The organism is Schwartzia succinivorans DSM 10502 (assembly GCF_900129225.1).
GTDB classification, from domain to species: Bacteria; Bacillota; Negativicutes; order Selenomonadales; family Selenomonadaceae; genus Schwartzia; species Schwartzia succinivorans.
Genome location: NZ_FQUG01000004.1, coordinates 332,773 through 356,698, shown reverse-complemented (window position 1 = coordinate 356,698; position 23,926 = coordinate 332,773). Strand labels below are relative to the sequence as shown.

The following is a 23,926-nucleotide window of genomic DNA, read 5'->3' as shown; positions in this document are numbered from 1 at the left end:
CGTTCGGAAGGGATAAACGCTGAAAGCATCTAAGCGTGAAGCCTGCCTTAAGATGAGGTTTCTCACAGCACAAGCTGGTAAGGCACCTTGAAGACGACAAGGTTGATAGGTTGGGAGTGGAAGTCCCGTGAGGGATGAAGCGGACCAATACTAATATGCCGAGGGCTTGACTTACAAGACTAAAATGTTCGAATCTTCTTCTGTATAGTTTTGAGGGAGCAATCTCTTAACAAAATATATCCGGTGGTGATGCCTACGTGGTTCCACCTGTTCCCATTCCGAACACAGTAGTTAAGCACGTAAAGGCCGAAAGTACTTGGCTGGAGACGGCCCGGGAGGATAGGAAGCTGCCGGTTAATAGGCTGAGAAATCAGCCTTCTATATGGCGGGTGTGGTGAAGTGGTTAACACACTGGATTGTGGCTCCAGCATACATGGGTTCGATCCCCATCACTCGCCCCATTTTTTAGGGGTATAGCTCAATTGGTAGAGTAGTGGTCTCCAAAACCATTGGTTGAGGGTTCAAGTCCTTCTGCCCCTGCCATTTGCAATTTCTTAACTTAATATATGGTGGAGTTTTTGGTAAGCTGGAGTGGTACTCAAGTGGCTGAAGAGGACGGTTTGCTAAATCGTTAGTGTGCGCAAGCGCAGCGAGGGTTCAAATCCCTCCCACTCCGCCAGTGAAATGAACAACCCGGAATTGTTTCCGGGTTTTTTGTTTGCTTAAAATGCTTTAATAAATGTAATATGTGTACTTTAAGAATAGACTTATGTATAGTTTCGTGCTAAAATCTAATTCGTCAGACATCAGATTATTCAGCTGAAGGAGCGATATATAATGGTATCCGAGCAGATGTATGAATTGGGAACGAAAAAGTCTACAATTAGAACAATTTTTGAGTATGGCAGAAAGCGTGCACAGGAGGTAGGGGAGGAGAATGTCTACGATTTCAGTATCGGAAATCCTAATGTCCCTTCACCTGAATTTATAAAGCAGGCGCTTATCGATATTCTGAATGAAATGGAGCCTACGGCTGTTCACGGATATACTGTTGCACCCGGCAATCCTGAGGTTCGCGAGACCCTTGCAAAAAGTATAAATAAACGTTTTGGGACAAGCTTTACAGGGAAGAATCTTTTCATGACGGCAGGGGCTGCAGCCGCAATTACCATAACCTTTAAGGCACTTTCCGAGCCGGGGGATGAATTTTTGACCTTTGCGCCGTTTTTCCCTGAATACCGCTGCTTTGTAGAGTCTACAGGGGCGAAGCTCGTGGTCGTTCCTGCACGCACTGAGGATTTTCAGATTGATTTTGATTCATTTGAAAAACTTCTGAGTCCCTGTACAAAGGCCGTAATTGTAAATTCTCCAAATAATCCGAGCGGCGTAGTATATTCTGCCGAAACGATAAATCGCTTGACGGATATACTGCGCGAAAGGGAAAAGGAATACGGGCATTCGATTTTTCTTATTTCAGACGAGCCGTACCGCGAGATTGCCTATGATGGTATTGAGGTTCCTTATCTGACGAAGTACTACAGGAATACAATCGTGTGTTATTCTTACAGCAAGTCGTTTTCTCTTCCTGGAGAGCGTATTGGATACATTGTTGTTCCTGATGAGGTTGAAGATTTTGGACGTGTATACGGCGCTGTTGCAGGTGCGGCGCGTGTGCTTACGCACGTGAATGCTCCGTCTCTTTTCCAGCTTGCGGTTGCACGCTGTGCGGGAATGCCTTCGGATATTTCTTCTTATGAAAAAAATGGAAAGCTTTTATATCAGGGACTTATTGAAGCAGGTTTTACCTGCCTTAAACCTCAGGGTGCATTTTATCTTTTCCCGAAGTGTCTTGAGGAGGATGATTACGCGTTCTGTGAGCATGCAAAAAAATTCGACCTTCTTCTGGTTCCCGGAACTGATTTCGGATGTCCGGGATATTTCCGGGCCGCGTACTGTATAAAGACAGAAACTATTGAGCATTCGCTGCCTCTATTCAAAAAATTGGCTGAAGATTACAGGAAATGACCAAATTAGCTCTTGACTTTATAGGAGATATTTAATAAAATATTTGGGTGTGAGACTGCGGTCTAAGTTTCCATAAGCCCCGGAGGCGAGGACAAGGCGGTTTCCTCATGAATTTTGATGATTGAAATTTTTTAGGAGGGAATGTGCATGAAGACGACCTTCATGGCAAACGCAGCAAACGTTGAGCGTAAATGGTACGTTGTAGACGCAGCTGGCCAGACGGTAGGCAGACTCGCTGCTGAAGTTGCAAAAGTACTTCGCGGCAAACATAAACCGACATTCACACCGCATGTTGATACGGGTGATTACGTTATTGTCATCAATGCGGATAAAGCCGTATTTACGGGCAAGAAACTTACAAAGAAAATTTATTTCCGTCATTCCGGATATACGGGCGGTACAACTTTCACACCGGCCGGACAGATGATGGAGAAAATGCCGGAGCGCGTTATCGAGCTTGCTGTTAAAGGCATGCTTCCGAAGAACCATCTCGGCGCTCAGATGTATCGCAAACTCAGCGTCTATGCCGGTGCGGAGCATCCGCATGCTGCACAGAAGCCGGAAGAGCTTAAACTGAACTAAGACTGGAAGAGGAGGAACAATTTTTATGGCATTAGTCAGCTACTACGGCACAGGCCGCAGAAAAACTTCGGTTGCCAGAGTTCGCCTGGTTCCAGGTGAAGGCAAGGTTATTATCAACGGCCGTGATATGGAAGAATATTTCGGTCTCAAAACACTCGAGCTTATCGTTCGTCAGCCGCTCGTTCTTACGGAGATGACTGATAAGTATGACGTCGTTGCACGCGTTGCAGGCGGCGGTGCATCCGGTCAGGCCGGTGCAATTCGTCACGGTATTTCCCGTGCACTTCTCGAGCTTGACGCTGAACTTCGTCCGGCTCTCAAAAAAGCTGGTTTCCTGACACGCGATCCGCGTGAAAAAGAGCGCCGTAAATACGGTCTCAAGAAAGCTCGTAAAGCAAGCCAGTTCTCGAAACGTTAATATCGATTTCGAAATTACAGTCCGTCGGCATATGCCGACGGACTTTTTGTATATGTATACTTATGGTGTTTTCTCTACTGTGGTTGGCAGAGTGCGCTCAAAGTGGTAAAATAAAAAAGAATGACTTCTTCACATAGAGAAATGAGGCTGAATGTTCGTTATGACAAAAATTAAAAACTGGTTTGAGTTCGAAGCACGAGGAACAAATCTGAAGACGGAAATTATAGCCGGCGTCACGACGTTTCTGTCTATGATGTATATTGTTATCGTAAACCCGACTACATACAGCCAGGGTGGAATGGACTTCGGCGGTGTTTATATTGCAACGATTATAGCAACAATTGCCGCAACGCTTGTCATGGGTATTTTTTCGAATTATCCGATTGCTATTGCACCGGGAATTGGCATCAATGCGTACTTGGCGTATTCTGTTATTCTTTCTCAAGGGGTACCATGGCAGGATGCGTTGGGGCTTGCCTGTACAGCTTCAGCAATTTTTATTGTGCTGTCGATTTCAAGGTTTCGTCAGATGCTTATAGACTCTATTCCTGAGTCGCTTAAGGCAGCGATGGGAGCAGGTATCGGCCTTTTTATTGCTCTTATTGGTCTTGAAAATGGTCATCTTGTAATGCCGTCGCCTGCTACACTTGTTACTCTCGGAAGTTTTTCTGATCCGACGGCATATCTGACAGTGCTTGGCCTTGTTATCACTATGGGACTGATGGTTATGCGGGTTAACAGTGCTATTTTTCTGGGCATGATTTTTACGGCTGTTGTTGCTTATTTTCAAGGTTTTCTTGAGCTTCCTGCATTCCCGTTTTCGCTTCCTTCGGGTATGAATCAGACATTTATGCAGCTGAGGTTTGATTCTGTTACGGTTTTCCCTATGGTTGTGTTTACTCTGCTTCTTGTTACGCTTTTTGATACGACGGGAACAATGCTTGGTGTAGGACGTCAGGCAGGGATAATCCGTGAGGGAAAATTTCCTAATCTGCAGAGTGCTCTTCTGGCCGATTCCATCGGAAGTTTTATCGGTGCATTCGTGGGAACGGGACCTACCAGCGCGTATGTTGAATCCGGAACAGGTGTGGCAGCCGGAGGGCGCACAGGCTTTGCTTCTGTTGTTACAGCAGCCTTGTTCCTGCTGCTTGTTTTCTGTGAGCCTCTTGCAAAATCTATTTCGTCGGTTGCGGCGATTTCGGCACCGGCGCTGATTTTGGTTGGTGCTTTTATGATGGAGAGTCTTGCTGATATTAACTGGAGCGATTTGACGGAATCTTTTCCGGCGTTCTTTACCGCAGTTTTGATGCCGATGACCTACAGCATTGCAAACGGGGTAGGAATCGGATTTATATTGTTTGCTTTTCTGAAGACTGTTTCAGGAAAATGGAGGGATGTACATCCTTTGATGTATATTCTGGCAGTTCTGTTTATAATACAGCTTGCTTTTGCATGATATGAAATTCCTGTATGAAAAGGGGACACGTGAATGAGAGTAAACAAGAAACGCGCGGCGTTGACTTTTGTGATTGGTTTGACGGCTATGGTATCTGTTTTCACGGGAGCGGAAGCAGGACACAGGATTCACGATCCTAAGGTTGATACGAAGGTTACCGCGAATACGCACTTGTCAGCATCTGCTTCTACAGACAAGCAGAGCTTTAAGGAGCGCATTAACGCTATACTTCATCCACAGGCTGAGAAGAAACCTTCGTTTTCAGGTGTACTGGCACCGGTGGACTACTCCAATGAGGAAATTTTGGGAAGGCCTATGGCTACTCAGGAGCAGTGTGTTGAGTACTTATTGAGCAATAATCCGTATCCTGAGATTTCTGTATCTCCCTCTGAGCTGGTTGCATATTATTATGAAGAGGGCGAAAAAGAAGGTGTACGGCCTGATGTAGCGTTTGCCCAGGCGCTGAAGGAAACCGGTTTTTTCCGCTATGGCGGTACGGTAACACCTGATCAGAATAATTATTGTGGTCTCGGTACTACGAGCACGACGGTAAAGGGGATGTATTTCCCTTCTGCCCAGCTGGGAGTTCGTGCACATATTCAGCATCTTTTGGCATATGCGTCAACGAAGGCTCCGGCTGAGGATGTGGTAGATCCACGCTATGAGCTGGTGCGGGATATGTACGGATATCAGACACTTGATACATGGACAGATTTGAATGGCCGTTGGGCTGTTCCGGGATATACTTATGGACAGAGCATTATGAGCATGTTTCATCAGATTCTGCAGGAACCGTAACTGGAAGAGGGCCTAAGTTTAATGCTTGATACTCTTATGCATTCCAAAAAGAATATAGGGTTTGAAGATAACTCCTCGGGCCGTTTCCGCGAAATGATTCAGGTTCTTCGTCAGAGGGATTTGCTTCATGGAATTACACCTGTGAAGATTCGTCAGATTTTGGAGGATCTTGGACCGACCTTCGTGAAGTTCGGTCAGATTATGAGCATGCGTCCCGATTTCCTTCCACAGGAATATTGTGATGAGCTTATGAAGCTTCAGATGAGTGTAAAGCCCTTGCCGTTCGATGAAATAAAGCGAATCGTCGAGGAAGAGTATCACTGCCACTGGCATCAGGTATTTTCTTCGATTAGCGAGGATGTTTTAGGTTCTGCCTCTATTGCACAGGTGCATCGGGCGGTTCTTAAAAGTGGTGAACGTGTTGTACTTAAAGTGCAGCGTCCGGGGATATATGAAATAATGTCCCAGGACATCGTTCTTTTGAAGCGGGCAGCAAAGCTTTTGCAGGTAGCAGGCGGTAAGGAGCTTATAGATTTCAGCCTTGTACTTGACGAGATGTGGATGATAGCGAAGCAGGAAATGGATTTCCTGATGGAGGCAGGACATCTTGAAGAATTCCGTCAAATGAATGCTTCAGAGCCAAATATAGAATGTCCGAAAGTATACCATAAGTTGACGACTGCACGGATTCTTGTGATGGAATTTGTCGATGGGGTACGTATTGATGATATCAAGGCGCTTCATGAGAGAGGCTTTGACATGGATCAGCTGGGGCGCAGGCTTGGTGAGAATTATGTCAAACAGATGGTGGAGGATGGATATTTTCATGCGGACCCACATCCGGGAAACATTTGGATTCGTAACGGAAAGATTGTCTGGCTTGACCTTGGAATGATGGGCCGGCTTTCTACTGCGGACCGTGCTGCGCTTCGGAAAGCTGTTTTTTCTCTGGCGAATCATGATACCTATGAAATGAAATCTGCTGTTCTTGCCCTTGGCATGCCTCATGGTAAAATAAATCATACTCAGCTCTACGAGGATATTGATCTCCTTATGGATAAATACCATAATATGGATTTTGCGTCGTTGGAAATGGGTGTACTGACCAGACAGATTATGAATGTACTCAAGTCACACCATATAGGGATTGGCCCGGGACTTTCAATGTTTGCCCGCGGGGTGCTTACTATTGAAGGTGTTATGCGCCACTGTTGTCCGCGCGTCAGCTTCGTTGAGATTTTTGCCAAGAGCCTTGAACTGAATTTCCGCAAGAATATAAATTGGCGTGCGGAATGGGACAAGCTCAAGCGTGACGGATATGTCCTGATGAAGAAGACTATGCTTCTTCCGGAGCAGATTTCCGATATACTAAAAATGACTATGAGCGGTCAGACAAAGGTAAATTTGGAGCTGACCGGTTCGGAGGAACCGCTTAGGCGTATAGACCAGATGATAAATAAGCTTATTATCTGTATAATAAGTGCAGCGCTTCTTCTGGGATCGTCAATAATATGTACTACACAGATGACTCCCAAGATTATGGAAATACCGCTTCTCGGCGTGTTTGGATATTTGGCGGCTATGGTGCTTTGCGGCAGGCTGCTTTGGAATATATTGAGAGGACATTGAGGAGGAATATTAATGCGTGGAATTCGTGGTGCAATAACAATAAAAAATGACACAGAGGCTGAAATTTTTGCAGCGGTTCGCTGGATGGTTACTGAAATGTGCCGTCATAACGGCGTGAAACCCGATGATATCGGTGCGTGCATTTTGAGCGCTACAGAAGATATTACGGCGGCTTATCCTGCTACGGGAGCACGTCAGATTCCAGGATTCGACTGGGTTCCTCTTTTTGACACACGTCAGGTAGCTGTTGAGGGAGGGATTCCGCTCTGTATTCGTGCGCTTTTGCTTGTTGATACAGACAAGGCACCGAATGAAATTCGTCACGTCTATCTGAATGAGGCGGCAAATCTCCGCCCCGATTGGATGAAGAGAAAGTAATCTTTTTACATATACATTTTAATTTGGAAGGGGATTAATTTCTATGAAAAAAATAATTGCAACGAACAAGGCTCCGCAGGCTATCGGACCGTATTCACAGGCAATTGAAGCAAATGGTATGCTCTATGTTTCCGGGCAGATTCCTTTGATTCCTGAGACGGGCGAACTGGTTGACGGGAATGTTGAGGTGCAGACAGCACGTGTAATCGAGAACCTTAAGGCTATCCTCGAGGCTGCCGGTGCTACGTTGGATGATGTAGTCAAAACAACAGTTTATATAACAGATATGAACAACTTCGGAATGGTAAATGCCATTTACGAAAGATATTTTGAAAAAGACTGCCCGGCACGTGTTTGTGTCGAGGTAAGCAAGCTTCCCAAAAACGCGATGGTTGAAATCGACGTTATTGCAGTAAGATAAGCAAGATAGGAGAGAACAAAAAAGAATGAACAACCTTGAAACGATGAGTGTAAATGCAATCCGTGTACTTTCAGCGGATGCAATCCAGAAAGCGAATTCCGGTCATCCGGGACTGCCGCTTGGAAGCGCGCCGATGGCTTATGAGCTCTGGGCACACCATATGAACCACAATCCGAAAAATCCGAACTGGGTGAACCGCGACCGCTTTATTCTTTCTGGCGGACATGGTTCCATGCTGCTTTATTCGCTTCTGCATCTTTTCGGATACGGTCTTACCTTGGATGATTTGAAAAACTTCCGTCAGGACGGTTCGCTTACACCGGGACATCCGGAATATGGTCATACCGTAGGCGTTGAGGCTACCACAGGCCCTCTTGGTGCCGGTATGGGTATGGCTGTCGGAATGGCTATGGCTGAGGCTCATCTCGCAGCTATATTCAATAAGCCGGATTTCCCAATCATGGATCACTATACATTTGTACTTGGCGGCGACGGCTGCATGATGGAGGGTATTTCTTCGGAAGCATTCTCTCTTGCAGGAACACTCGGACTTTCAAAACTCATCGTTTTGTACGACAGCAACAATATTTCTATTGAAGGCGGTACCGATATCGCGTTCACCGAAAATGTTCAGAAGCGCATGGAAGCTTTCGGTTTCCAGACTATTACTGTTGAGGACGGAACAGACCTTGACGCAATCGGCAAAGCAATTGAAGTTGCAAAAGCTGATAAAAAACGTCCGTCCTTCATTACGGTCAAGACACAGATTGGCTATGGTTGCCCGGCAAAGCAGGGTAAAGCAAGCGCTCACGGTGAGCCGCTTGGCGAAGACAATGTCAAGGCTCTGAAGGAAAACCTCGGTTGGCCGACACAGGAATCGTTCGCTGTTCCGGATGAGGTCTATGAAAACTATAAAGCACTTGCTAAAGACGGTGCAGCTGCAGAAGAGAAATGGAATGCACTTTTCGAGGCGTATGCCGAAAAATATCCTGATATGAAAAAACAGTGGGATGTTTATTATTCTGCCGTAGATGCAGATGCACTGATGAAAAATGAAGAGTTCTGGGCATATGAGGATAAGGCAGCAGCAACACGCAGCCTGTCCGGTAAGATGATTAACCGTCTTAAGGATATAATGCCGCAGCTCTTTGGTGGAAGCGCTGACCTTGCTCCGTCAAATAAAACATACATGGATAATGCAGGCGATTTCAGCAAGGATAACTACGCAGGGCGCAATCTGCATTTCGGCGTGCGTGAGCTTGCAATGGCAGCAATGGCAAACGGAATTATCCTTCACGGAGGACTTCGTCCGTACGTGGCAACCTTCTTCGTCTTCAGCGATTACACGAAGCCGATGCTCCGCCTTGCTGCGCTCATGAAGCTTCCTGTTACATATGTACTTACCCATGACAGTATCGGAGTCGGAGAAGATGGACCGACTCATGAGCCGATTGAGCAGCTGGCAATGCTCCGTGCTATGCCGAATGTAAACGTATTCCGTCCTGCGGATGCAAAGGAGACTGCAGCAGGATGGTATCTTGCCGCAACAAGTAAAGAGACACCGACAGTTCTGGTTCTTTCGCGTCAGAATCTTCCGCAGCTTGCAGGTACAGGTAAGGATGCGCTGAAAGGTGCTTATGTTGTTTCTGAAGCAAAGGGTAATATGGACGGTATTTTTATCGCATCCGGTTCTGAGGTTGCTCTTGCAATTGAAGCTCAGGAGAAGCTGGCAGGAGAAGGCATAAATGTACGTGTTGTCAGCATGCCTTGTATGGATATTTTCAGACAGCAGAGCAAAGAGTATCAGGAAAGTGTTCTTCCGGGTAATGTTCGTGCGCGTGTTGCTGTCGAAGCTGCTGCGGATTTCGGATGGGGCGCATACGTTGGCCTCGACGGAGCATCTGTCACAATGCAGAGCTTTGGCGCATCTGCACCGGGCGGCACATTGTTCAAGAAATTCGGCTTCACTGCGGAGCATGTTGTTGATGTGATGAAACAGGTAATTAAATAAAATACGTAGACAAATCAAAAGATTCCGCTGTCGTTTGACAGCGGAATTTCTTTTTTAAAATAAAATTTTGATTAAAAATATTTTTTTTTAGCGACAGAAAAAATGAAAATAAAAAATGCGATACACTTTTATGCGCAAAATAATTTTTTAGACAACAAAAGTGTTAAGAATATGTTTTTAAATAATATTTTTTCTCTTTGAGGTGGACACAAATGATTGATGACACACCCGGATGAGTGGACATAAAAAATGTTGATAAATAGGAGTTGACAAGGGTTTTGGGTGATGATATTATAGTGAGGTGCCTAAAGACGGGCATGGGTATTGTCCTATAGGAGTGACGCGAATGACACTGGATAATTTGATGAAGACACGGCATGTGACCGGCGTAAAACAGGTCACTAAGGCAGTGCAGAAGGGAACAGCAAAGTGCGTGTTCCTTGCATCAGATGCAGACCAGTCTGTGACAGCTTTATTGAAGGAAGCTTGCGAAGCGAAAAAAATCGAAGTCGTTAATGACGTAACGATGAGAGAACTTGGAAAAGCCTGCTCTATAGAGGTTGGTGCTTCGGCAGCGGCAGTCCTGATGTAATACCGGTAAAAACCTGCAGTTATCTGTGGGTTTTCATAAAATCATGAATCTGCAATATGAAGGAAGGAGGTGCAATATGCCTACAATTAATCAGTTGGTTCGTAAGAGCAGACAGAGCCTGATGGAGAAATCCACTGCGCCGGCACTCAAGAACTGCCCGCAGAAACGCGGTGTGTGCACTCGTGTTTACACGACGACACCGAAGAAACCGAACTCGGCTCTCCGTAAGGTTGCCCGTGTCCGCTTGACGAATAGCATTGAGGTCACGGCTTATATCCCAGGCATTGGTCATAATCTTCAGGAGCATAGCGTTGTTCTGATCCGTGGCGGTCGTGTTAAGGACCTTCCGGGTGTCCGCTATCACATTATTCGTGGTTCGCTGGATACTGCAGGCGTCCAGGATCGCAATCAGGGTAGATCTAAATACGGTGCTAAACGTGCAAAGAAAAAGTAATTGCATGAGAAGATTTTGAGCAAGGAGGGAATTAGATGCCAAGAAAAGGTTCTGTACCGAAACGTGACGTGCTGCCGGATCCGGTATACCACGACAAGACGGTTACAAAATTTATCAATAAAGTAATGCTCTCCGGTAAGAAGGGTGTTGCAGAGCGCGTCGTTTATGACGCATTTGAGGCGATCCGCGCTAAGACAGGCAAGGATCCGCTGGAAGTATTCCAGACGGCACTTAAGAATGTTATGCCGGTTCTGGAGGTTCGTGCCCGCCGCGTAGGTGGCGCTAACTATCAGGTTCCGGTTGAGGTTCGTCCGGACCGCCGTATGACACTCGGCATCCGCTGGATTGTCAACTATGCACGACTCCGCGGTGAGAAGACGATGGATGAGCGTCTCTCGGCTGAGCTGATGGATGCAGCAAACAATACAGGCGCATCTGTTAAGAAAAAGGAAGATACGCATAAGATGGCAGAGGCAAACAAGGCTTTTGCACATTATCGTTGGTAATCCTTTGAGTAACTAAGAAATAAGGAGAGATAATAGTGGGCAGAGAGTTTTCGCTGGAAAAAACTCGTAATATTGGTATCATGGCGCACATTGATGCCGGCAAAACGACAACCACTGAGCGTATCCTCTTCTACACAGGCGTAAATCACAAGATCGGCGAGGTACATGATGGTGCTGCGACGATGGACTGGATGGTACAGGAGCAGGAACGTGGTATCACGATTACATCCGCCGCTACGACGTGCCATTGGAAGGGTCATCGTATCAACATTATTGACACGCCGGGCCACGTGGACTTTACGGTTGAAGTAGAACGTTCGCTGCGTGTACTTGATGGCGCTGTTGCAGTTCTTACTGCACGCGGCGGTGTTGAGCCTCAGACAGAGACGGTTTGGCGCCAGGCGGAGAAATACAATGTTCCGCGTATGGCTTACGTTAATAAGATGGATTCGACGGGAGCTGATTTCTTTAACGTCATCAAGATGATTAAAGAACGCCTTAATGCGAATCCGGTTGCTATCCAGATTCCTATCGGCGTTGAGGATACGTTCCGCGGCGTTGTCGATTTGATTAAGATGGATGCAATTATCTATGAGGATGACCTCGGCAAAGTAAGTGATGAGGTTGAGATTCCGGAAGATCTCAAGGAAATGGCTGAAGAGTATCACGAGAAGATGCTCGAGGCTGTTGCTGAGACGGATGATGTACTCATGGAGAAATATCTCGGCGGTGAGGAAATCACTGAAGCTGAGCTTAAGAAGGCAATCCGTAAGGCTACGGTTGAGTGTAAGATGACACCGGTAACCTGCGGTTCTTCTTTCAAGAACAAGGGCGTTCAGCCGATGCTGGATGCAGTTGTTGATTACATGCCGGCCCCGACGGATATTCCGCCAATCAAAGGCGTAAATCCGGATACGGATGAAGAGGACTGCCGTCCGTCTAGCGACAGTGAGCCGTTCTCCGCACTGGCATTCAAGATTATGGCTGATCCGTACGTTGGTAAACTCGCATTCTTCCGTGTTTACTCCGGTACGATTGACGCAGGCTCTTACGTATTTAACTCAACGAAGGGCAAAAAAGAGCGTCTTGGCCGTATCCTTCAGATGCATGCTAACCATCGCGCTGAAATTGAGAAGGTTTACAGCGGTGATATCGCAGCAGCTGTTGGTCTGAAGTTCACTACAACAGGTGATACACTCTGTGATGAAGAGCATCCAATCATTCTTGAGTCGATGGTCTTCCCGGATCCGGTTATCTCCGTTGCTGTTGAGCCGAAGACGAAAGACGATCAGGAGAAGATGGGCATTGCTCTGCAGCGTCTCGCTGAAGAGGACCCGACATTCCGTGTTCATACGGATCAGGAGACAGGTCAGACAATCATCTCCGGTATGGGTGAGCTTCATCTCCAGATTATCGTTGACCGTATGCTCCGCGAGTTCAAAGTCGACTGTGCAGTCGGTAATCCGCAGGTTGCATATCGTGAGACAATCCGCAAGACGGTTAAGGCGGAAGGTAAGTTCGTTCGTCAGTCCGGTGGTCATGGTCAGTATGGTCACTGCTGGCTGGAACTCGAGCCGCAGGAACCGGGTCAGGGCTTCTCGTTCGAGAACAAGGTCGTCGGCGGTGCAATTCCGAAGGAATTCATCGGACCAATCGAGGCTGGTGTTCGCGAGGCTATGGAAAATGGTGTCGTCGCAGGCTATCCGATGGTGGATATCAAGGCTACTGTCTATGACGGTTCCTTCCATGAAGTCGACTCCTCTGAAATGGCATTCAAGATTGCAGGATCCATGGCGTTCCGCAACGGTGCTGAAAAAGCAACGCCGGTACTCCTCGAGCCGTACTGCAAGGTTGAGGTCACAGTTCCGGAAGACTACATGGGTGATGTCATCGGCGATTTGAATTCCCGCCGTGGACGCATCGAAGGCATGGAGCCGCGCAACGGCGTCCAGGTCATCAGCGGTTATGTACCGCTCGGAGAAATGTTTGGATATTCTACGGATCTTCGTTCCAAGACGCAGGGACGTGGCAACTACTCCATGGAAGTTGCGTACTACGACGAGGTTCCGAAAAATATTGCTGATGCAATTGTTTCCAAAAATAAAGGTGAATAAGGGAGGAACAGTAAAAAATGGCAAAACAGAAGTTTGAAAGAACAAAACCGCATGTTAACATTGGTACGATCGGTCACGTCGATCATGGTAAGACAACTCTTACTGCTGCAATCACGAAGGTTCTGTCCGCAAAGGGCGGCGCTGACTTCATGGATTACAACATGATTGATAAAGCTCCGGAGGAACGCGAGCGCGGTATCACGATCAACACAGCACACGTTGAGTATGAGACGGAAAAACGTCACTATGCACACGTTGACTGCCCGGGCCATGCTGACTATGTCAAGAACATGATCACAGGCGCAGCTCAGATGGATGGTGCTATCCTCGTTGTCAGCGCTGCTGACGGCCCGATGCCTCAGACACGTGAGCACATCCTGCTCGCTCGTCAGGTTGGCGTTCCGGCTATCGTAGTATTCCTGAACAAGGTTGATATGGTCGATGATCCTGAGCTCCTCGAGCTCGTTGAGATGGAAGTTCGCGAACTCCTCACACAGTATGAGTTCCCTGGTGATGACATCCCTGTTGTTGCAGGCTCCGCTCTGAAGGCTCTCGAAGGCGATGCTGAGTATGAGAAGAAGATCATCGAGCTCATGGATGCTGTTGATGAATACGTTCCGACTCCGACACGTGACACGGATAAGCCGTTCCTGATGCCGGTCGAGGATGTTATGACAATCACAGGCCGTGGTACTGTTGCTACAGGCCGTGTTGAGCGTGGTGCTCTGAACATGGGCGACGTTGTTGAAATCGTCGGTATCAAAGAAGAGACGAAGTCCACGACAATCACTGGTATCGAGATGTTCCGTAAGACTCTGGATCAGGCTGTTGCAGGTGATAACATCGGTGCTCTTCTCCGTGGTGTTGACCGTACGGAAATCGAGCGCGGCCAGGTTCTCGCTAAACCGGGTTCCATTCATCCGCACACGCACTTCAAAGGTCAGGTTTACGTTCTGACTAAGGAAGAGGGCGGCCGTCATACTCCGTTCTTCACGAACTATCGTCCTCAGTTCTACTTCCGTACAACTGACGTTACGGGTGTTGTTCGTCTTCCGGAAGGCACAGAGATGGTTATGCCGGGCGATAACATCGAGATGGATGTTGAGCTCATCACACCGATCGCTATCGAGAAAGGTCTCCGCTTCGCTATCCGTGAAGGTGGCCATACGGTAGGCGCTGGTCGTGTTACGGAAATCATCGAAGGCTAATCCCTGAGAAAAGTTAACAATTCCTTAGTAAGGGAGGCGTAAGCCTCCCTTATATAAGGATTATTTTTAAGTACCCCCATGCGATGACGCGGTAGATTGCTCGTCGGCTATGCATGACGAGGGAACTAGCGCGGAGAATGTCTGGGTCCTGAATCCGGGCGATAAGGAGGAAAATATTTTGTCCAAGCAGCAGAAAATCAGAATTCGTTTAAAGGCTTACGACCATAAAGCTCTTGATCAGAGTGCCGTTAAGATTGTTGATACGGCTAAACGTACGGGCGCTATGGTTTCCGGGCCGATTCCACTCCCGACAGAAAAGAATGTGTTTACGATTCTTCGTTCCCCACACGTTAATAAAGATTCACGTGAACAGTTCGAGATGCGTACACACAAACGTCTGATCGATATCCTTGAGCCGTCTTCCAAGACCGTTGATGCTCTTATGCATCTTGATCTCCCGGCTGGCGTTGATATCGAAATTAAACTGTAAGAGGAGGTGGAATGATGTCAAAAGCAATTTTAGGTAAGAAACTTGGTATGACCCAGATCTTTACCGAAGAGGGCAAGGTTGTACCGGTCACGGTTGTTGAGTCCGGCAAAAACGTTGTCATCCGTAATAAGACGGTTGAGTCTGACGGCTACAATGCTGTTCAGGTTGGCTTCGGCGAAGTGAAGGAAAATAAAGTAACGAAACCGTTGAAGGGGCAGTTCGAAAAGGCTGGCGTTCAGGCAGTCAAGTTCATCCGTGAGATGCGTCTTGCAGCTCCTTCTGAATATAAAGTCGGCGATATCATCGGTGTAGATGTTTTCGCAGCCGGGGATCTCGTTGATGTAACGGGTACTTCCAAAGGTAAAGGCTTTGCTGGTACGGTTAAACGTCATCATTTTGCCCGCGGTCCTATGGGCCATGGTTCCAAATCACATCGTGAACCGGGTTCCACGGGTGCTATGATCAGCGGTCATGGTGGACGCGTGCTTAAAGGAAAGAAACTTCCGGGCCAGATGGGCGGAGATCGTGTTACGATTCAGCGTCTGACGGTTGTTAAAGTAGATACAGACCGTAATCTGATTCTGATCAAGGGTGCTATCCCGGGTCCGAAGAAGAGCCTTGTTGTTGTTAAAACTACGGTTAAGCCGAAGAAGAAATAATTTGGAAGGAGGATATGCTGAGTTATGCCTACAGTAGCAGTTTATGATATCGCACACAAGCAGGTTGGCGATGTTGAGTTAAATGATAATATTTTTGGCGTTGAAGTGAACGGCGCACTCCTTCATCAGGCAGTTGTGATGCAGCTTGCTTCGCAGCGTCTGGGCACACATGCCACGAAGACGAGAGCAATGGTTCGCGGCGGCGGACGTAAGCCTTGGAAACAGAAAGGCACGGGCCATGCAAGAAGCGGCTCGAATACTTCGCCGGTTTGGGTTGGCGGCGGCGTGGTCTTTGGACCGCATCCGCGTTCTTATGCTTTCAGCATGCCGCGCAAACAGCGTCGTCTCGCAATCAAATGCGCTTTATCGGATAAAGTTCAGAGCGGCGATTTCCTCGTTCTTGACAGCCTTGATTTTGAGGCTCCGAAAACGAAGGAAGTTGTTAAGATGCTCGAGGCTTTCGAGGTTTCCAAGAAAGCTCTGATTATTACGGCTGAGGAAGCCGAGAATGTTGAGAAGTCTGCACGCAATATTGAAGGCGTTAAGGCTATCAATACAACGGGCCTGAATGTCTATGACATTCTGAACCATGATAAGCTCTTCATTACGAAGGATGCAATTACACGGATTGAGGAGGTGCTTGCATAATGGAAGCACGCGATATCCTGATTCGCCCGCTCATTACTGAAACTTCTACCGCTTTGATGGAAGAGGGCAAGTACGTGTTCGTTGTTGATAAGAAAGCGAACAAGACCCAGATTGCAAAAGCAGTCGCTGATATCTTCAATGTTAAGGTTGAAGCTGTCAACACGATCAATGTTATGGGTAAGGTAAAACGCCTTGGCCGCAACGTTGGACGCCGTTCAGACTACAAAAAAGCAATCGTTAAACTGGCTCAGGGTGAGTCCATCCAGTTCTTCGAAGCGTAAGATTTCAGTAAAGGAGGTTAATTAAGTGGCAATTAAGAGTTTTAAACCATATTCTGCCGGCAGACGTTTCATGACGGTCGCATCCTTTGATGAGATCACTACGGATAAGCCGGAAAAATCTTTGCTTGCTCCGCTCAAGCAGCACGGCGGCCGCAATCAGCAGGGCCGCTTGACAGTCCGTCATCAGGGCGGCGGTCACAAGCGCCGTTATCGTATCATCGATTTCAAGCGTACTAAAGACGGAATCCCGGCTACGGTCGCTACAATCGAGTATGATCCGAACCGCAGCGCACGCATTGCTCTTCTGAACTATGCAGACGGTGAGAAGCGTTACATTATCGCTCCAAACGGTCTGAAGGTCGGCGATAAGGTCGTTTCCGGTCCGGATGCTGATATCAAACCGGGCAACGCACTTCCGCTTGCAAATATTCCGGTTGGTACAACGATTCACAATGTTGAGCTCAAAATCGGAAAGGGCGCACAGATGGTCCGCTCCGCAGGTACGAGCGCACAGCTCATGGCTAAAGACGGAGATTATGCACTTCTTCGTATGCCGTCCGGTGAGCTCCGTAAGGTTCACATCAACTGCCGTGCAACAATCGGTGAGGTTGGTAACCTTGAGCATGAGAACATCACAATCGGTAAAGCAGGCCGCTCCCGCTGGATGGGTATCCGCCCGTCGAACCGCGGCGTTGCGATGAACCCGAATGACCATCCGCACGGCGGTGGTGAAGGCCGCAGCCCTGTCGGACGCAAACATCCGGTTACGAAATGGGGCAAATGCGCTATGGGTGCGAAGACACGCCATGCGAAGCCTTCGGATAAGTTCATCGTTAAGAGACGCAAGTAATAAATGTAGTTCGCAGGCGCTCAGGCGCCTGACGGAAGGGAGGATATATCTTGTCAAGATCTGTCAAAAAAGGACCTTTCTGTGCAGAAAGCCTGCTTAAAAAGATCACGGCACTCAATGAGGCCAATGAGAAAAAGGTTGTAAAGACCTGGTCGCGCAGCTCGACGATTCTTCCGGAATTCGTCAGCCATACGGTTGCTGTTCATGACGGCCGTAAACATGTGCCCGTTTATATCACTGAGGACATGGTTGGACATAAGCTCGGAGAATTCGCTCCGACACGTACGTACAAAGGCCATGCCGGCGCAGAGAAGAAAACGTCGCTCAAATAATTTACGAAAGGAGAAGCTTGAATGGAAGCTAAAGCAGTAGCTAAATACGTTCGCATTGCTCCGCGTAAAGTACGGGTTGTCATGAATCTTGTTCGTGGCAAGAGCGTCGCTGAGGCCTTTGCGATTTTGAAGTTTACACCGAAAGCCGGTGCAGACGTTATCGAAAAAGTGTTGAAATCTGCAGTCGCAAATGCGGAAAACAACTTCGACATGAATGTAGACAAACTCTACATCTCTTCCGCTTATGTCGATCAGGGACCGACACTGAAACGCATTCATCCGCGTTCCCGTGGACAGGCGTTCAGCATTTTGAAGCGGACGTCGCACGTCACGGTTGTAGTTTCAGAAAGATAAGAAGGAGGGAAATGTATTGGGTCAGAAAGTAAATCCGCATGGCATGCGTCTTGGTATCGTCAAGACATGGGATGCCAAGTGGTATGCTGATAAAGATTATGCAGCAAATCTGCATGAAGATATTAAAATCCGCGAGTATTTGATGAAGGAGCTCGAAGCAGCTGGCATCGCCCGCGTCGAGACTGAGCGTTCCAAGAACCGCCTTCGTCTTACGATCCATACGGCTAAACCGGGTATGGTGATTGGCCGCGGTGGTTCCGGAATCGAACAGATCAAAGCCGGTCTGAAGAAATTCACTGACAAGCGCGTTGATATTGACATCGCTGAAGTTAAATCCCCGGATATGGATTCCAAACTCGTTGCTGAAAACATTGCAGGTCAGCTTGAGCGCCGTATCGCGTTCCGCCGTGCAATGAAATCCTGCGTTGGCCGTACGATGCGTGCCGGTGCAAAGGGAATCAAGATTATGGTCAGCGGCCGTCTCGGCGGTGCTGAAATCGCTCGTACAGAGTCCTATCGTGAAGGAAGTATTCCTCTTCACACACTGCGTGCTGATATTGATTACGGTACAGCAGAGGCTGATACGACGTACGGACGTATCGGTGTTAAAGTTTGGATTTTCAAAGGCGAAGTCCTTCCAGAGAAGAAGCAGCCGGTTGCTGCAGCTGAAGGGAGCGAAGCTTAATGTTATTACCAAAGAGAGTTAAATACCGCAAACAGTTCCGTGGCCGTATGAAGGGTCAGGCACACCGCGGTAATAAGGTTACCCACGGTACCTTCGGCCTTATGGCTCTGGAGCCGGCATGGGTTACGAACCGTCAGATTGAGGCAGCCCGTATCGCTATGACGCGTTACATCAAACGTGGCGGCCAGGTCTGGATCAAGATTTTCCCGGACAAACCGGTTACGGCAAAACCTGCTGAGACTCGTATGGGTAGTGGTAAGGGTTCACCGGAATACTGGGTAGCAGTCGTTAAACCGGGCCGTATCCTCTTCGAGATGGACGGTATTTCGGAAGAAGTCGCAAAAGAGGCGATGCGCCTGGCTGGTCATAAGCTTCCAATTAAGACGAAGTTTGTGAAACGGGAAGATGAGCAGAAAGAGGGCGGTGAAGTAAATGAAGGTTAATGAAATACGTGAAATGAGTGCTGGAGAACTTAACCAGAAAGTTGCTTCCCTGAAAGAAGAATTGTTCAACCTCAGATTCCAGCTCGCTACTGGTCAGCTTGAGAACCCGATGCGTATCAAGGAAGTCAAGAAGACAATCGCCCGCATTAAGACGGTGCAGCGTGAACAGGAACTGAAAGCTTAATTCGAATAAGCAGAGGAAGGAGGCTCCTTGATGAGCGATAGAAATGATCGTAAGACGCGTATTGGTAAAGTCGTCAGCGATAAAATGGATAAGACCGTAGTTGTCGCCGTAGAGGACATCGAGCAGCATAAGATTTATAAAAAAGCTGTCAAAAAGACAGTTAAATTTAAAGCTCATGATGAAGAAAACGATGCTCATATCGGTGATACGGTTCAGATTATGGAGACACGTCCGCTTTCGAAGGATAAGCGCTGGAGAGTAGTGCAGGTAGTCGAGAGAGCAAAATAATTTGACGTAATGTCCCCAATAAATCTGAAAAGGAGGTAAACAAATGATTCAACAGCAAACTATGCTGAATGTTGGTGATAACACCGGCGCGAAAGAAATTATGTGCATTCGCGTTATGGGCGGTTCCTACCGTAAATATGCCAATATCGGTGATGTAATCGTTGCTTCCGTTAAATCGGCAGCTCCGGGCGGTATGGTTAAGAAAGGCGATGTCGTTAAGGCAGTCGTTGTTCGCAGCGTAAAAGGTGTTCGCCGTCAGGATGGTTCTTACATCCGTTTCGATGAGAACGCAGCTGTCATCATCAAAGATGACAACACACCGCGTGGTACACGTATCTTTGGGCCGGTTGCTCGTGAGCTCCGCGAGAAGGATTTCATGAAGATCGTTTCGCTGGCGCCGGAAGTACTTTAATAGTGAGGAGGTGCTATTTTGTCACTCAACAATCATCTGCATGTAAAGAAAGGCGATACGGTTGTCGTATTGTCCGGTAAAGATAAAGGCCAGCAGGGAAAGATTCTGCTCGCTCTGCCTAAAAAAGGCAAGGTTGTCGTCGAGGGTGTCAACAAAGTGAAACGCCACACGAAACCGAATCAGAAGGCTCCGCAGGGTGGTATCCTCACGAAGGAAGCTCCGCTTGCAGCCTGCAAGGTTATGGTCGTCTGCCCGTCCTGCAAAAAGGCTACGCGTACGGCTCAGAAGCTTGTAAATGGTAAATTCGTCCGCGCCTGCAAAAAATGCGGCGAGGTTATCGACGAAAAATAATTGAGGAAGGAGGAATATAAGTGGACAGATTACAGGAGAAATACACGAATGAAGTTTGTGCTGAGCTTACGAAAAAGTTCGGTTATAAAAATGTAATGCAGCTCCCGAAGATTGAGAAAGTAATCATCAACATGGGTGTCGGCGAAGCTGTCGGAAATCCGAAGGCTCTTGATGCAGCTGTAACGGATTTGTCGATTATTGCAGGTCAGAAACCTATCCTGACACGTGCGAAAAAATCCATTGCTACATGGAAGATTCGTCAGGGAATGCCGATTGGCGCGAAGGTTACACTCCGCGGAGTTCGTATGTATCAGTTCCTCGATAAGTTTATGAACGTTGCGCTTCCGCGTGTTCGTGACTTCCACGGTGTCAGCAGCAAGGCTTTTGACGGCCGCGGCAACTATTCCGTTGGTCTCAAAGAGCAGCTGATTTTCCCGGAAATTGAATATGATAAAATTGATAAGGTCCGTGGCATGAACGTCGTCATCGTTACGACAGCAAAGACGGATGAGGAAGCTCATGAGCTTCTTAAACTGATGGGTATGCCGTTCAACGCATAACATATATAAAGGAGGTACTGACTGTGGCCAAGAAGGCTATGATTGAAAAGTGGAGCCGTGAACCAAAGTTCAAGGTTCGTAAGTATAACAGATGCAAGATCTGCGGTCGTCCGCATGGCTATATGAGAAAGTTTGATATGTGCCGTATTTGCTTCAGAGAGCAGAGCTACAAAGGTGCCATTCCTGGCGTAACAAAAGCCAGCTGGTAACAAATGAACGTGAAAGAAAGGAGGATATCGATTTATGGTAATGACTGATCCTATTGCTGATATGTTGACTCGTTTGCGCAATGCAAACAATGTCTTACACGATAAAGTTGAAATTCCTGGCTCCAAGGTCAAAACAGCTATCGCAGCTGTTCTGAAAGAGGAAGGATTCATTAAGGACTACACTTTCACGGAGGACAACAAGCAGGGTATGCTTACGCTTTCCCTGAAGTATGGTCCGGAGCGTGAAAAGGTAATTTCCGGTATTAAACGTATTTCCAAGCCGGGCCTTCGCCAGTACGCGAAGAGCGCTGAGCTGCCGCGCGTCCTCGGAGGACTTGGTGTCGCAATCATTTCCACATCTAAAGGAATCATGAGCGACAAGCAGGCTCGTAAAGCGGGCCTCGGCGGAGAGATTCTCGCATACGTTTGGTAATGAATCAATAAGCTAGGAGGTGTACAGATGTCGAGAATTGGTAGAGCACCGATTACAATTCCTGCCGGCGTTACATTTAAGCTGGAGGATGGAAATAAAGTTACGGTTAAAGGTCCGAAAGGCGAGCTTTCCCGCACGCTTCATCCGGACATGAAAATTACGATGGAGGATGGTGTCGTTACAGTCACACGTCCGTCGGAAGATAAAATGCACAAGTCCCTTCATGGACTTACACGTACGCTTATCAACAACATGGTTGTTGGCGTAACGGAAGGTTACACAAAGAACCTCGAAATCAACGGTGTTGGTTATCGTGCAGTTCGTCAGGGCAAGAACCTGAACCTTTCCCTTGGTTTCTCTCATCCTGTTATTGTTGAGCCGCCTGCAGGCATTGAGCTTGATGCACCGGCTGCAAACAAGATTGTCATCACGGGTGCAGATAAGGAAGTAGTTGGCGGCATTGCTGCTAAGATTCGTTCCCTGAGAGGACCGGAGCCGTATAAGGGCAAGGGTATCAAGTACGAGGGCGAGCATATCCGCCGCAAGGTTGGTAAAGCAGGCGCTAAGGGTAAGAAATAATCATCTTTGACAGAAAGGAGAGATCCGAGTGCTTCAGAAAGAAGATAAAAACAAGACGCGCCAGAAACGTCATCTGCGTGTCCGTAATCATATTATCGGGACGCCGGAACGCCCACGTCTTAACGTGTTCCGCAGCCTGAGCAACATTTACGCACAGGTCATCGATGATAAGAATGGTGTTACGCTGGTAGCAGCAAGCTCCCAGGATAAAGGATTTGAGTCTTACGGCGGCAACATTGAGGCTGCTAAAGCAGTTGGAACGGCAGTTGCCAAAAAGGCTCTTGAGAAAGGCATTCAGACAGTTGTTTTTGACCGCGGAGGCTATGTATATCATGGTCGTGTCGCTGCACTTGCAGAGGCAGCACGCGAGGCTGGTCTGAAATTCTAAGATTGAAGAAGGAGGTAAATGAATGGCTAGAAATATCGACAACGAAACTCCGGAATTTCAGGAGAAGGTTGTATATATCAATCGCGTAGCGAAAGTCGTCAAAGGCGGCCGCCGCTTCTCGTTCAGTGCGCTCGTCGTCGTCGGAAACCAGAAAGGTAAAGTCGGCGTAGGCCTCGGCAAAGCAAGCGAGGTTCCTGAAGCAATCCGTAAAGGCATTGAGGACGCGAAAAAGAATCTGATTGAAGTTTCTCTCCGCGGAACAACAATTCCGCATGAGATTATTGGTATCTTCGGCGCTGGCCAGGTGCTTATGAAACCGGCTGCAAAAGGTACCGGTGTTATCGCTGGCGGTCCGGCACGTGCGGTCCTTGAACTTGCCGGCATCCGTGATATCCTGACGAAATCGCTCGGTTCCTCGAACCCGAACAACATGGTTCGTGCAACGATTACGGGTCTTTCACAGCTCAAGCGTGCTGAAAAGGTTGCTGAGCTCCGTGGTAAGACAGTTCAGGAACTTTTGGGTTAAGGAGGGTATTTTTCAATGGCAAAACTGAAAGTCACCTTGACCCGCAGTGTTATCGGCCATCCGCAGACGCAGCGTCTGACGGTCAAAGCTTTAGGTCTTGGTAAAATAAATTCCTCCTCGATTCTGCCTGACAATCCGGCAGTTCGTGGACAGATTCGCAAGGTTACGCATCTTGTGACGGTAGAAGAAGTTAAAGACTGAGTTCAAGGAGGTGCAATAGATGAAGTTACATGAATTATCCCCGGCTCCGGGTTCGAGAAAGACTCGTACACGCAGAGGCCGTGGTCTTGGAAGCGGACTCGGCAAAACAGCCGGCCGTGGTATGAAGGGACAGAATTCCCGTTCGGGCGGCGGAGTCCGTACAGGTTTTGAAGGCGGTCAGATGCCTCTGTATCGTCGTCTTCCGAAACGCGGCTTCAAGAATATTTTCGCTAAGCAGTATGCAGAAGTTAATATTTCTATGCTGAATCGTTTCGACGATGGTGCAACAGTTGATCCGGTTTCTCTCGTTGAAATCGGTATCCTGAAGAATGTTCTTGATGGTGTTCGTATCCTTGGTGATGGTGAGCTTACGAAGAAGCTTACAGTCAAAGCAAACGGTTTCACGAAGACAGCAGAGAGCAAGATTACGGCGGCAGGCGGAAAAGTCGAGGTGATCTGAG

At 47.8% G+C, this 23,926-nt stretch carries 35 protein-coding genes, 3 tRNA genes and 2 rRNA genes; all 40 read left to right on the top strand.

What is annotated here, in order from left to right; genetic code table 11:
- Positions 1-174: ribosomal RNA gene (locus BUA83_RS06640) — 23S ribosomal RNA — on the top strand; the annotation flags it as partial.
- Between the two features lie 65 nt (positions 175-239).
- A 5S ribosomal RNA gene (rrf, locus tag BUA83_RS06635) occupies positions 240-356 on the top strand.
- 29 nt (positions 357-385) lie between these two features.
- Positions 386-461, top strand: a tRNA-His gene (locus BUA83_RS06630).
- Positions 462-467: 6 nt separating this feature from the next.
- Positions 468-543, top strand: a tRNA-Trp gene (locus BUA83_RS06625).
- 45 nt (positions 544-588) lie between these two features.
- A tRNA-Ser gene (locus BUA83_RS06620) sits at positions 589-679 on the top strand.
- Between the two features lie 158 nt (positions 680-837).
- Positions 838-2,025 carry a pyridoxal phosphate-dependent aminotransferase gene (locus tag BUA83_RS06615; protein WP_072935395.1) on the top strand — a complete coding sequence of 396 codons (1,188 nt, stop codon included), beginning with the start codon at positions 838-840 and terminating at the stop codon, positions 2,023-2,025.
- Between the two features lie 147 nt (positions 2,026-2,172).
- Entirely contained in the window at positions 2,173-2,607 is a 435-nt protein-coding gene (gene rplM / locus BUA83_RS06610; protein WP_072935394.1) for a 50S ribosomal protein L13, read from the top strand.
- Between the two features lie 25 nt (positions 2,608-2,632).
- Positions 2,633-3,025: a 30S ribosomal protein S9 gene (rpsI, locus tag BUA83_RS06605; protein WP_072935393.1), complete on the top strand. Its 393-nt coding sequence runs from the start codon at positions 2,633-2,635 to the stop codon at positions 3,023-3,025.
- 160 nt (positions 3,026-3,185) lie between these two features.
- Entirely contained in the window at positions 3,186-4,481 is a 1,296-nt protein-coding gene (locus BUA83_RS06600; protein ID WP_072935432.1) for an NCS2 family permease, read from the top strand.
- Positions 4,482-4,514: 33 nt separating this feature from the next.
- Positions 4,515-5,279: a glucosaminidase domain-containing protein gene (locus BUA83_RS06595; RefSeq protein ID WP_072935392.1), complete on the top strand. Its 765-nt coding sequence runs from the start codon at positions 4,515-4,517 to the stop codon at positions 5,277-5,279.
- 21 nt (positions 5,280-5,300) lie between these two features.
- Entirely contained in the window at positions 5,301-6,908 is a 1,608-nt protein-coding gene (locus BUA83_RS06590) for an ABC1 kinase family protein (protein ID WP_072935391.1), read from the top strand.
- A 12-nt stretch (positions 6,909-6,920) separates the two neighbouring features.
- Positions 6,921-7,286, top strand: a complete 366-nt coding sequence (aroH, locus tag BUA83_RS06585) for a chorismate mutase (protein WP_072935390.1) — start codon at positions 6,921-6,923, stop codon at positions 7,284-7,286.
- A 43-nt stretch (positions 7,287-7,329) separates the two neighbouring features.
- Positions 7,330-7,707, top strand: coding sequence for a RidA family protein (locus tag BUA83_RS06580; RefSeq protein ID WP_072935389.1), 378 nt, complete (start codon positions 7,330-7,332; stop codon positions 7,705-7,707).
- A gap of 25 nt (positions 7,708-7,732) precedes the next feature.
- Entirely contained in the window at positions 7,733-9,718 is a 1,986-nt protein-coding gene (gene tkt, locus BUA83_RS06575; protein WP_072935388.1) for a transketolase, read from the top strand.
- A 346-nt stretch (positions 9,719-10,064) separates the two neighbouring features.
- Positions 10,065-10,310 carry a L7Ae/L30e/S12e/Gadd45 family ribosomal protein gene (locus BUA83_RS06570; protein ID WP_072935387.1) on the top strand — a complete coding sequence of 82 codons (246 nt, stop codon included), beginning with the start codon at positions 10,065-10,067 and terminating at the stop codon, positions 10,308-10,310.
- A gap of 76 nt (positions 10,311-10,386) precedes the next feature.
- Positions 10,387-10,764, top strand: coding sequence for a 30S ribosomal protein S12 (gene rpsL, locus BUA83_RS06565; protein WP_072935386.1), 378 nt, complete (start codon positions 10,387-10,389; stop codon positions 10,762-10,764).
- Between the two features lie 35 nt (positions 10,765-10,799).
- Positions 10,800-11,270: a 30S ribosomal protein S7 gene (gene rpsG, locus BUA83_RS06560; RefSeq protein ID WP_072935385.1), complete on the top strand. Its 471-nt coding sequence runs from the start codon at positions 10,800-10,802 to the stop codon at positions 11,268-11,270.
- Between the two features lie 35 nt (positions 11,271-11,305).
- Positions 11,306-13,384, top strand: coding sequence for an elongation factor G (fusA, locus tag BUA83_RS06555; protein WP_072935384.1), 2,079 nt, complete (start codon positions 11,306-11,308; stop codon positions 13,382-13,384).
- A gap of 17 nt (positions 13,385-13,401) precedes the next feature.
- The gene (gene tuf, locus BUA83_RS06550) at positions 13,402-14,592 is read left to right on the top strand and encodes an elongation factor Tu (protein ID WP_072935383.1); all 1,191 of its coding nucleotides are present in this window, start codon (positions 13,402-13,404) and stop codon (positions 14,590-14,592) included.
- A 178-nt stretch (positions 14,593-14,770) separates the two neighbouring features.
- Positions 14,771-15,082 carry a 30S ribosomal protein S10 gene (gene rpsJ, locus BUA83_RS06545; protein ID WP_072935382.1) on the top strand — a complete coding sequence of 104 codons (312 nt, stop codon included), beginning with the start codon at positions 14,771-14,773 and terminating at the stop codon, positions 15,080-15,082.
- Between the two features lie 14 nt (positions 15,083-15,096).
- Complete coding sequence (gene rplC / locus BUA83_RS06540; RefSeq protein ID WP_072935381.1) at positions 15,097-15,741, top strand: 50S ribosomal protein L3; 645 nt, start codon at positions 15,097-15,099, stop codon at positions 15,739-15,741.
- Between the two features lie 24 nt (positions 15,742-15,765).
- Positions 15,766-16,389 (top strand): 50S ribosomal protein L4, encoded by a 624-nt coding sequence (rplD, locus tag BUA83_RS06535; protein WP_072935380.1) that lies wholly within the window; start codon positions 15,766-15,768, stop codon positions 16,387-16,389.
- Positions 16,389-16,670, top strand: a complete 282-nt coding sequence (rplW, locus tag BUA83_RS06530) for a 50S ribosomal protein L23 (RefSeq protein WP_072935379.1) — start codon at positions 16,389-16,391, stop codon at positions 16,668-16,670. Before rplD ends, rplW begins: the two co-directional genes overlap by 1 nt.
- Positions 16,671-16,695: 25 nt before the next feature.
- Positions 16,696-17,520, top strand: a complete 825-nt coding sequence (gene rplB / locus BUA83_RS06525) for a 50S ribosomal protein L2 (protein ID WP_072935378.1) — start codon at positions 16,696-16,698, stop codon at positions 17,518-17,520.
- Between the two features lie 50 nt (positions 17,521-17,570).
- The gene (rpsS, locus tag BUA83_RS06520; RefSeq protein WP_072935377.1) at positions 17,571-17,852 is read left to right on the top strand and encodes a 30S ribosomal protein S19; all 282 of its coding nucleotides are present in this window, start codon (positions 17,571-17,573) and stop codon (positions 17,850-17,852) included.
- A gap of 21 nt (positions 17,853-17,873) precedes the next feature.
- Complete coding sequence (gene rplV, locus BUA83_RS06515) at positions 17,874-18,206, top strand: 50S ribosomal protein L22 (RefSeq protein ID WP_072935376.1); 333 nt, start codon at positions 17,874-17,876, stop codon at positions 18,204-18,206.
- A 16-nt stretch (positions 18,207-18,222) separates the two neighbouring features.
- Entirely contained in the window at positions 18,223-18,891 is a 669-nt protein-coding gene (gene rpsC, locus BUA83_RS06510) for a 30S ribosomal protein S3 (RefSeq protein ID WP_072935375.1), read from the top strand.
- Entirely contained in the window at positions 18,891-19,334 is a 444-nt protein-coding gene (rplP, locus tag BUA83_RS06505; RefSeq protein ID WP_072935374.1) for a 50S ribosomal protein L16, read from the top strand. Before rpsC ends, rplP begins: the two co-directional genes overlap by 1 nt.
- Complete coding sequence (gene rpmC / locus BUA83_RS06500) at positions 19,324-19,518, top strand: 50S ribosomal protein L29 (RefSeq protein WP_072935373.1); 195 nt, start codon at positions 19,324-19,326, stop codon at positions 19,516-19,518. Before rplP ends, rpmC begins: the two co-directional genes overlap by 11 nt.
- Before the next feature lie 30 nt (positions 19,519-19,548).
- A complete protein-coding gene (gene rpsQ / locus BUA83_RS06495; RefSeq protein WP_072935372.1) occupies positions 19,549-19,806 on the top strand; it encodes a 30S ribosomal protein S17 in 258 nt (85 codons plus the stop codon).
- Positions 19,807-19,849: 43 nt separating this feature from the next.
- Positions 19,850-20,218: a 50S ribosomal protein L14 gene (gene rplN / locus BUA83_RS06490; protein ID WP_072935371.1), complete on the top strand. Its 369-nt coding sequence runs from the start codon at positions 19,850-19,852 to the stop codon at positions 20,216-20,218.
- 18 nt (positions 20,219-20,236) lie between these two features.
- Positions 20,237-20,569, top strand: a complete 333-nt coding sequence (gene rplX / locus BUA83_RS06485) for a 50S ribosomal protein L24 (RefSeq protein ID WP_072935370.1) — start codon at positions 20,237-20,239, stop codon at positions 20,567-20,569.
- A 20-nt stretch (positions 20,570-20,589) separates the two neighbouring features.
- Positions 20,590-21,129, top strand: coding sequence for a 50S ribosomal protein L5 (gene rplE, locus BUA83_RS06480; protein WP_072935369.1), 540 nt, complete (start codon positions 20,590-20,592; stop codon positions 21,127-21,129).
- A gap of 23 nt (positions 21,130-21,152) precedes the next feature.
- Positions 21,153-21,338, top strand: coding sequence for a type Z 30S ribosomal protein S14 (locus BUA83_RS06475; protein WP_072935368.1), 186 nt, complete (start codon positions 21,153-21,155; stop codon positions 21,336-21,338).
- Positions 21,339-21,372: 34 nt separating this feature from the next.
- Entirely contained in the window at positions 21,373-21,771 is a 399-nt protein-coding gene (gene rpsH, locus BUA83_RS06470; protein ID WP_072935367.1) for a 30S ribosomal protein S8, read from the top strand.
- Positions 21,772-21,798: 27 nt separating this feature from the next.
- The gene (gene rplF / locus BUA83_RS06465; RefSeq protein ID WP_072935366.1) at positions 21,799-22,350 is read left to right on the top strand and encodes a 50S ribosomal protein L6; all 552 of its coding nucleotides are present in this window, start codon (positions 21,799-21,801) and stop codon (positions 22,348-22,350) included.
- 28 nt (positions 22,351-22,378) lie between these two features.
- Positions 22,379-22,738 (top strand): 50S ribosomal protein L18, encoded by a 360-nt coding sequence (rplR, locus tag BUA83_RS06460; protein ID WP_072935365.1) that lies wholly within the window; start codon positions 22,379-22,381, stop codon positions 22,736-22,738.
- Between the two features lie 22 nt (positions 22,739-22,760).
- Positions 22,761-23,264, top strand: a complete 504-nt coding sequence (rpsE, locus tag BUA83_RS06455; RefSeq protein WP_072935364.1) for a 30S ribosomal protein S5 — start codon at positions 22,761-22,763, stop codon at positions 23,262-23,264.
- Between the two features lie 15 nt (positions 23,265-23,279).
- Positions 23,280-23,465 carry a 50S ribosomal protein L30 gene (rpmD, locus tag BUA83_RS06450; RefSeq protein ID WP_072935363.1) on the top strand — a complete coding sequence of 62 codons (186 nt, stop codon included), beginning with the start codon at positions 23,280-23,282 and terminating at the stop codon, positions 23,463-23,465.
- A 19-nt stretch (positions 23,466-23,484) separates the two neighbouring features.
- Positions 23,485-23,925 (top strand): 50S ribosomal protein L15, encoded by a 441-nt coding sequence (gene rplO, locus BUA83_RS06445; protein WP_072935362.1) that lies wholly within the window; start codon positions 23,485-23,487, stop codon positions 23,923-23,925.
- Position 23,926 lies beyond the last annotated feature (1 nt).

What these genes read in the sequence shown, in the direction of transcription:
- BUA83_RS06570 (WP_072935387.1), top strand. Translation starts at nt 10,065, where the DNA reads ATGACACTGGATAATTTGATGAAGACACGGCATGTGACCGGCGTAAAA.
- rpsE (WP_072935364.1), top strand. Translation starts at nt 22,761, where the DNA reads ATGGCTAGAAATATCGACAACGAAACTCCGGAATTTCAGGAGAAGGTT.
- aroH (WP_072935390.1), top strand. Translation starts at nt 6,921, where the DNA reads ATGCGTGGAATTCGTGGTGCAATAACAATAAAAAATGACACAGAGGCT.
- rpsH (WP_072935367.1), top strand. Translation starts at nt 21,373, where the DNA reads ATGGTAATGACTGATCCTATTGCTGATATGTTGACTCGTTTGCGCAAT.
- rplO (WP_072935362.1), top strand. Translation starts at nt 23,485, where the DNA reads ATGAAGTTACATGAATTATCCCCGGCTCCGGGTTCGAGAAAGACTCGT.
- rplP (WP_072935374.1), top strand. Translation starts at nt 18,891, where the DNA reads ATGTTATTACCAAAGAGAGTTAAATACCGCAAACAGTTCCGTGGCCGT.
- rpmC (WP_072935373.1), top strand. Translation starts at nt 19,324, where the DNA reads ATGAAGGTTAATGAAATACGTGAAATGAGTGCTGGAGAACTTAACCAG.
- rpsQ (WP_072935372.1), top strand. Translation starts at nt 19,549, where the DNA reads ATGAGCGATAGAAATGATCGTAAGACGCGTATTGGTAAAGTCGTCAGC.
- rpmD (WP_072935363.1), top strand. Translation starts at nt 23,280, where the DNA reads ATGGCAAAACTGAAAGTCACCTTGACCCGCAGTGTTATCGGCCATCCG.
- rplN (WP_072935371.1), top strand. Translation starts at nt 19,850, where the DNA reads ATGATTCAACAGCAAACTATGCTGAATGTTGGTGATAACACCGGCGCG.
- BUA83_RS06600 (WP_072935432.1), top strand. Translation starts at nt 3,186, where the DNA reads ATGACAAAAATTAAAAACTGGTTTGAGTTCGAAGCACGAGGAACAAAT.
- rplF (WP_072935366.1), top strand. Translation starts at nt 21,799, where the DNA reads ATGTCGAGAATTGGTAGAGCACCGATTACAATTCCTGCCGGCGTTACA.
- rplM (WP_072935394.1), top strand. Translation starts at nt 2,173, where the DNA reads ATGAAGACGACCTTCATGGCAAACGCAGCAAACGTTGAGCGTAAATGG.
- rpsI (WP_072935393.1), top strand. Translation starts at nt 2,633, where the DNA reads ATGGCATTAGTCAGCTACTACGGCACAGGCCGCAGAAAAACTTCGGTT.
- rpsG (WP_072935385.1), top strand. Translation starts at nt 10,800, where the DNA reads ATGCCAAGAAAAGGTTCTGTACCGAAACGTGACGTGCTGCCGGATCCG.
- BUA83_RS06580 (WP_072935389.1), top strand. Translation starts at nt 7,330, where the DNA reads ATGAAAAAAATAATTGCAACGAACAAGGCTCCGCAGGCTATCGGACCG.
- rplC (WP_072935381.1), top strand. Translation starts at nt 15,097, where the DNA reads ATGTCAAAAGCAATTTTAGGTAAGAAACTTGGTATGACCCAGATCTTT.
- rplW (WP_072935379.1), top strand. Translation starts at nt 16,389, where the DNA reads ATGGAAGCACGCGATATCCTGATTCGCCCGCTCATTACTGAAACTTCT.
- BUA83_RS06590 (WP_072935391.1), top strand. Translation starts at nt 5,301, where the DNA reads ATGCTTGATACTCTTATGCATTCCAAAAAGAATATAGGGTTTGAAGAT.
- rplV (WP_072935376.1), top strand. Translation starts at nt 17,874, where the DNA reads ATGGAAGCTAAAGCAGTAGCTAAATACGTTCGCATTGCTCCGCGTAAA.
- tuf (WP_072935383.1), top strand. Translation starts at nt 13,402, where the DNA reads ATGGCAAAACAGAAGTTTGAAAGAACAAAACCGCATGTTAACATTGGT.
- BUA83_RS06615 (WP_072935395.1), top strand. Translation starts at nt 838, where the DNA reads ATGGTATCCGAGCAGATGTATGAATTGGGAACGAAAAAGTCTACAATT.
- BUA83_RS06595 (WP_072935392.1), top strand. Translation starts at nt 4,515, where the DNA reads ATGAGAGTAAACAAGAAACGCGCGGCGTTGACTTTTGTGATTGGTTTG.
- tkt (WP_072935388.1), top strand. Translation starts at nt 7,733, where the DNA reads ATGAACAACCTTGAAACGATGAGTGTAAATGCAATCCGTGTACTTTCA.
- rplD (WP_072935380.1), top strand. Translation starts at nt 15,766, where the DNA reads ATGCCTACAGTAGCAGTTTATGATATCGCACACAAGCAGGTTGGCGAT.
- rpsL (WP_072935386.1), top strand. Translation starts at nt 10,387, where the DNA reads ATGCCTACAATTAATCAGTTGGTTCGTAAGAGCAGACAGAGCCTGATG.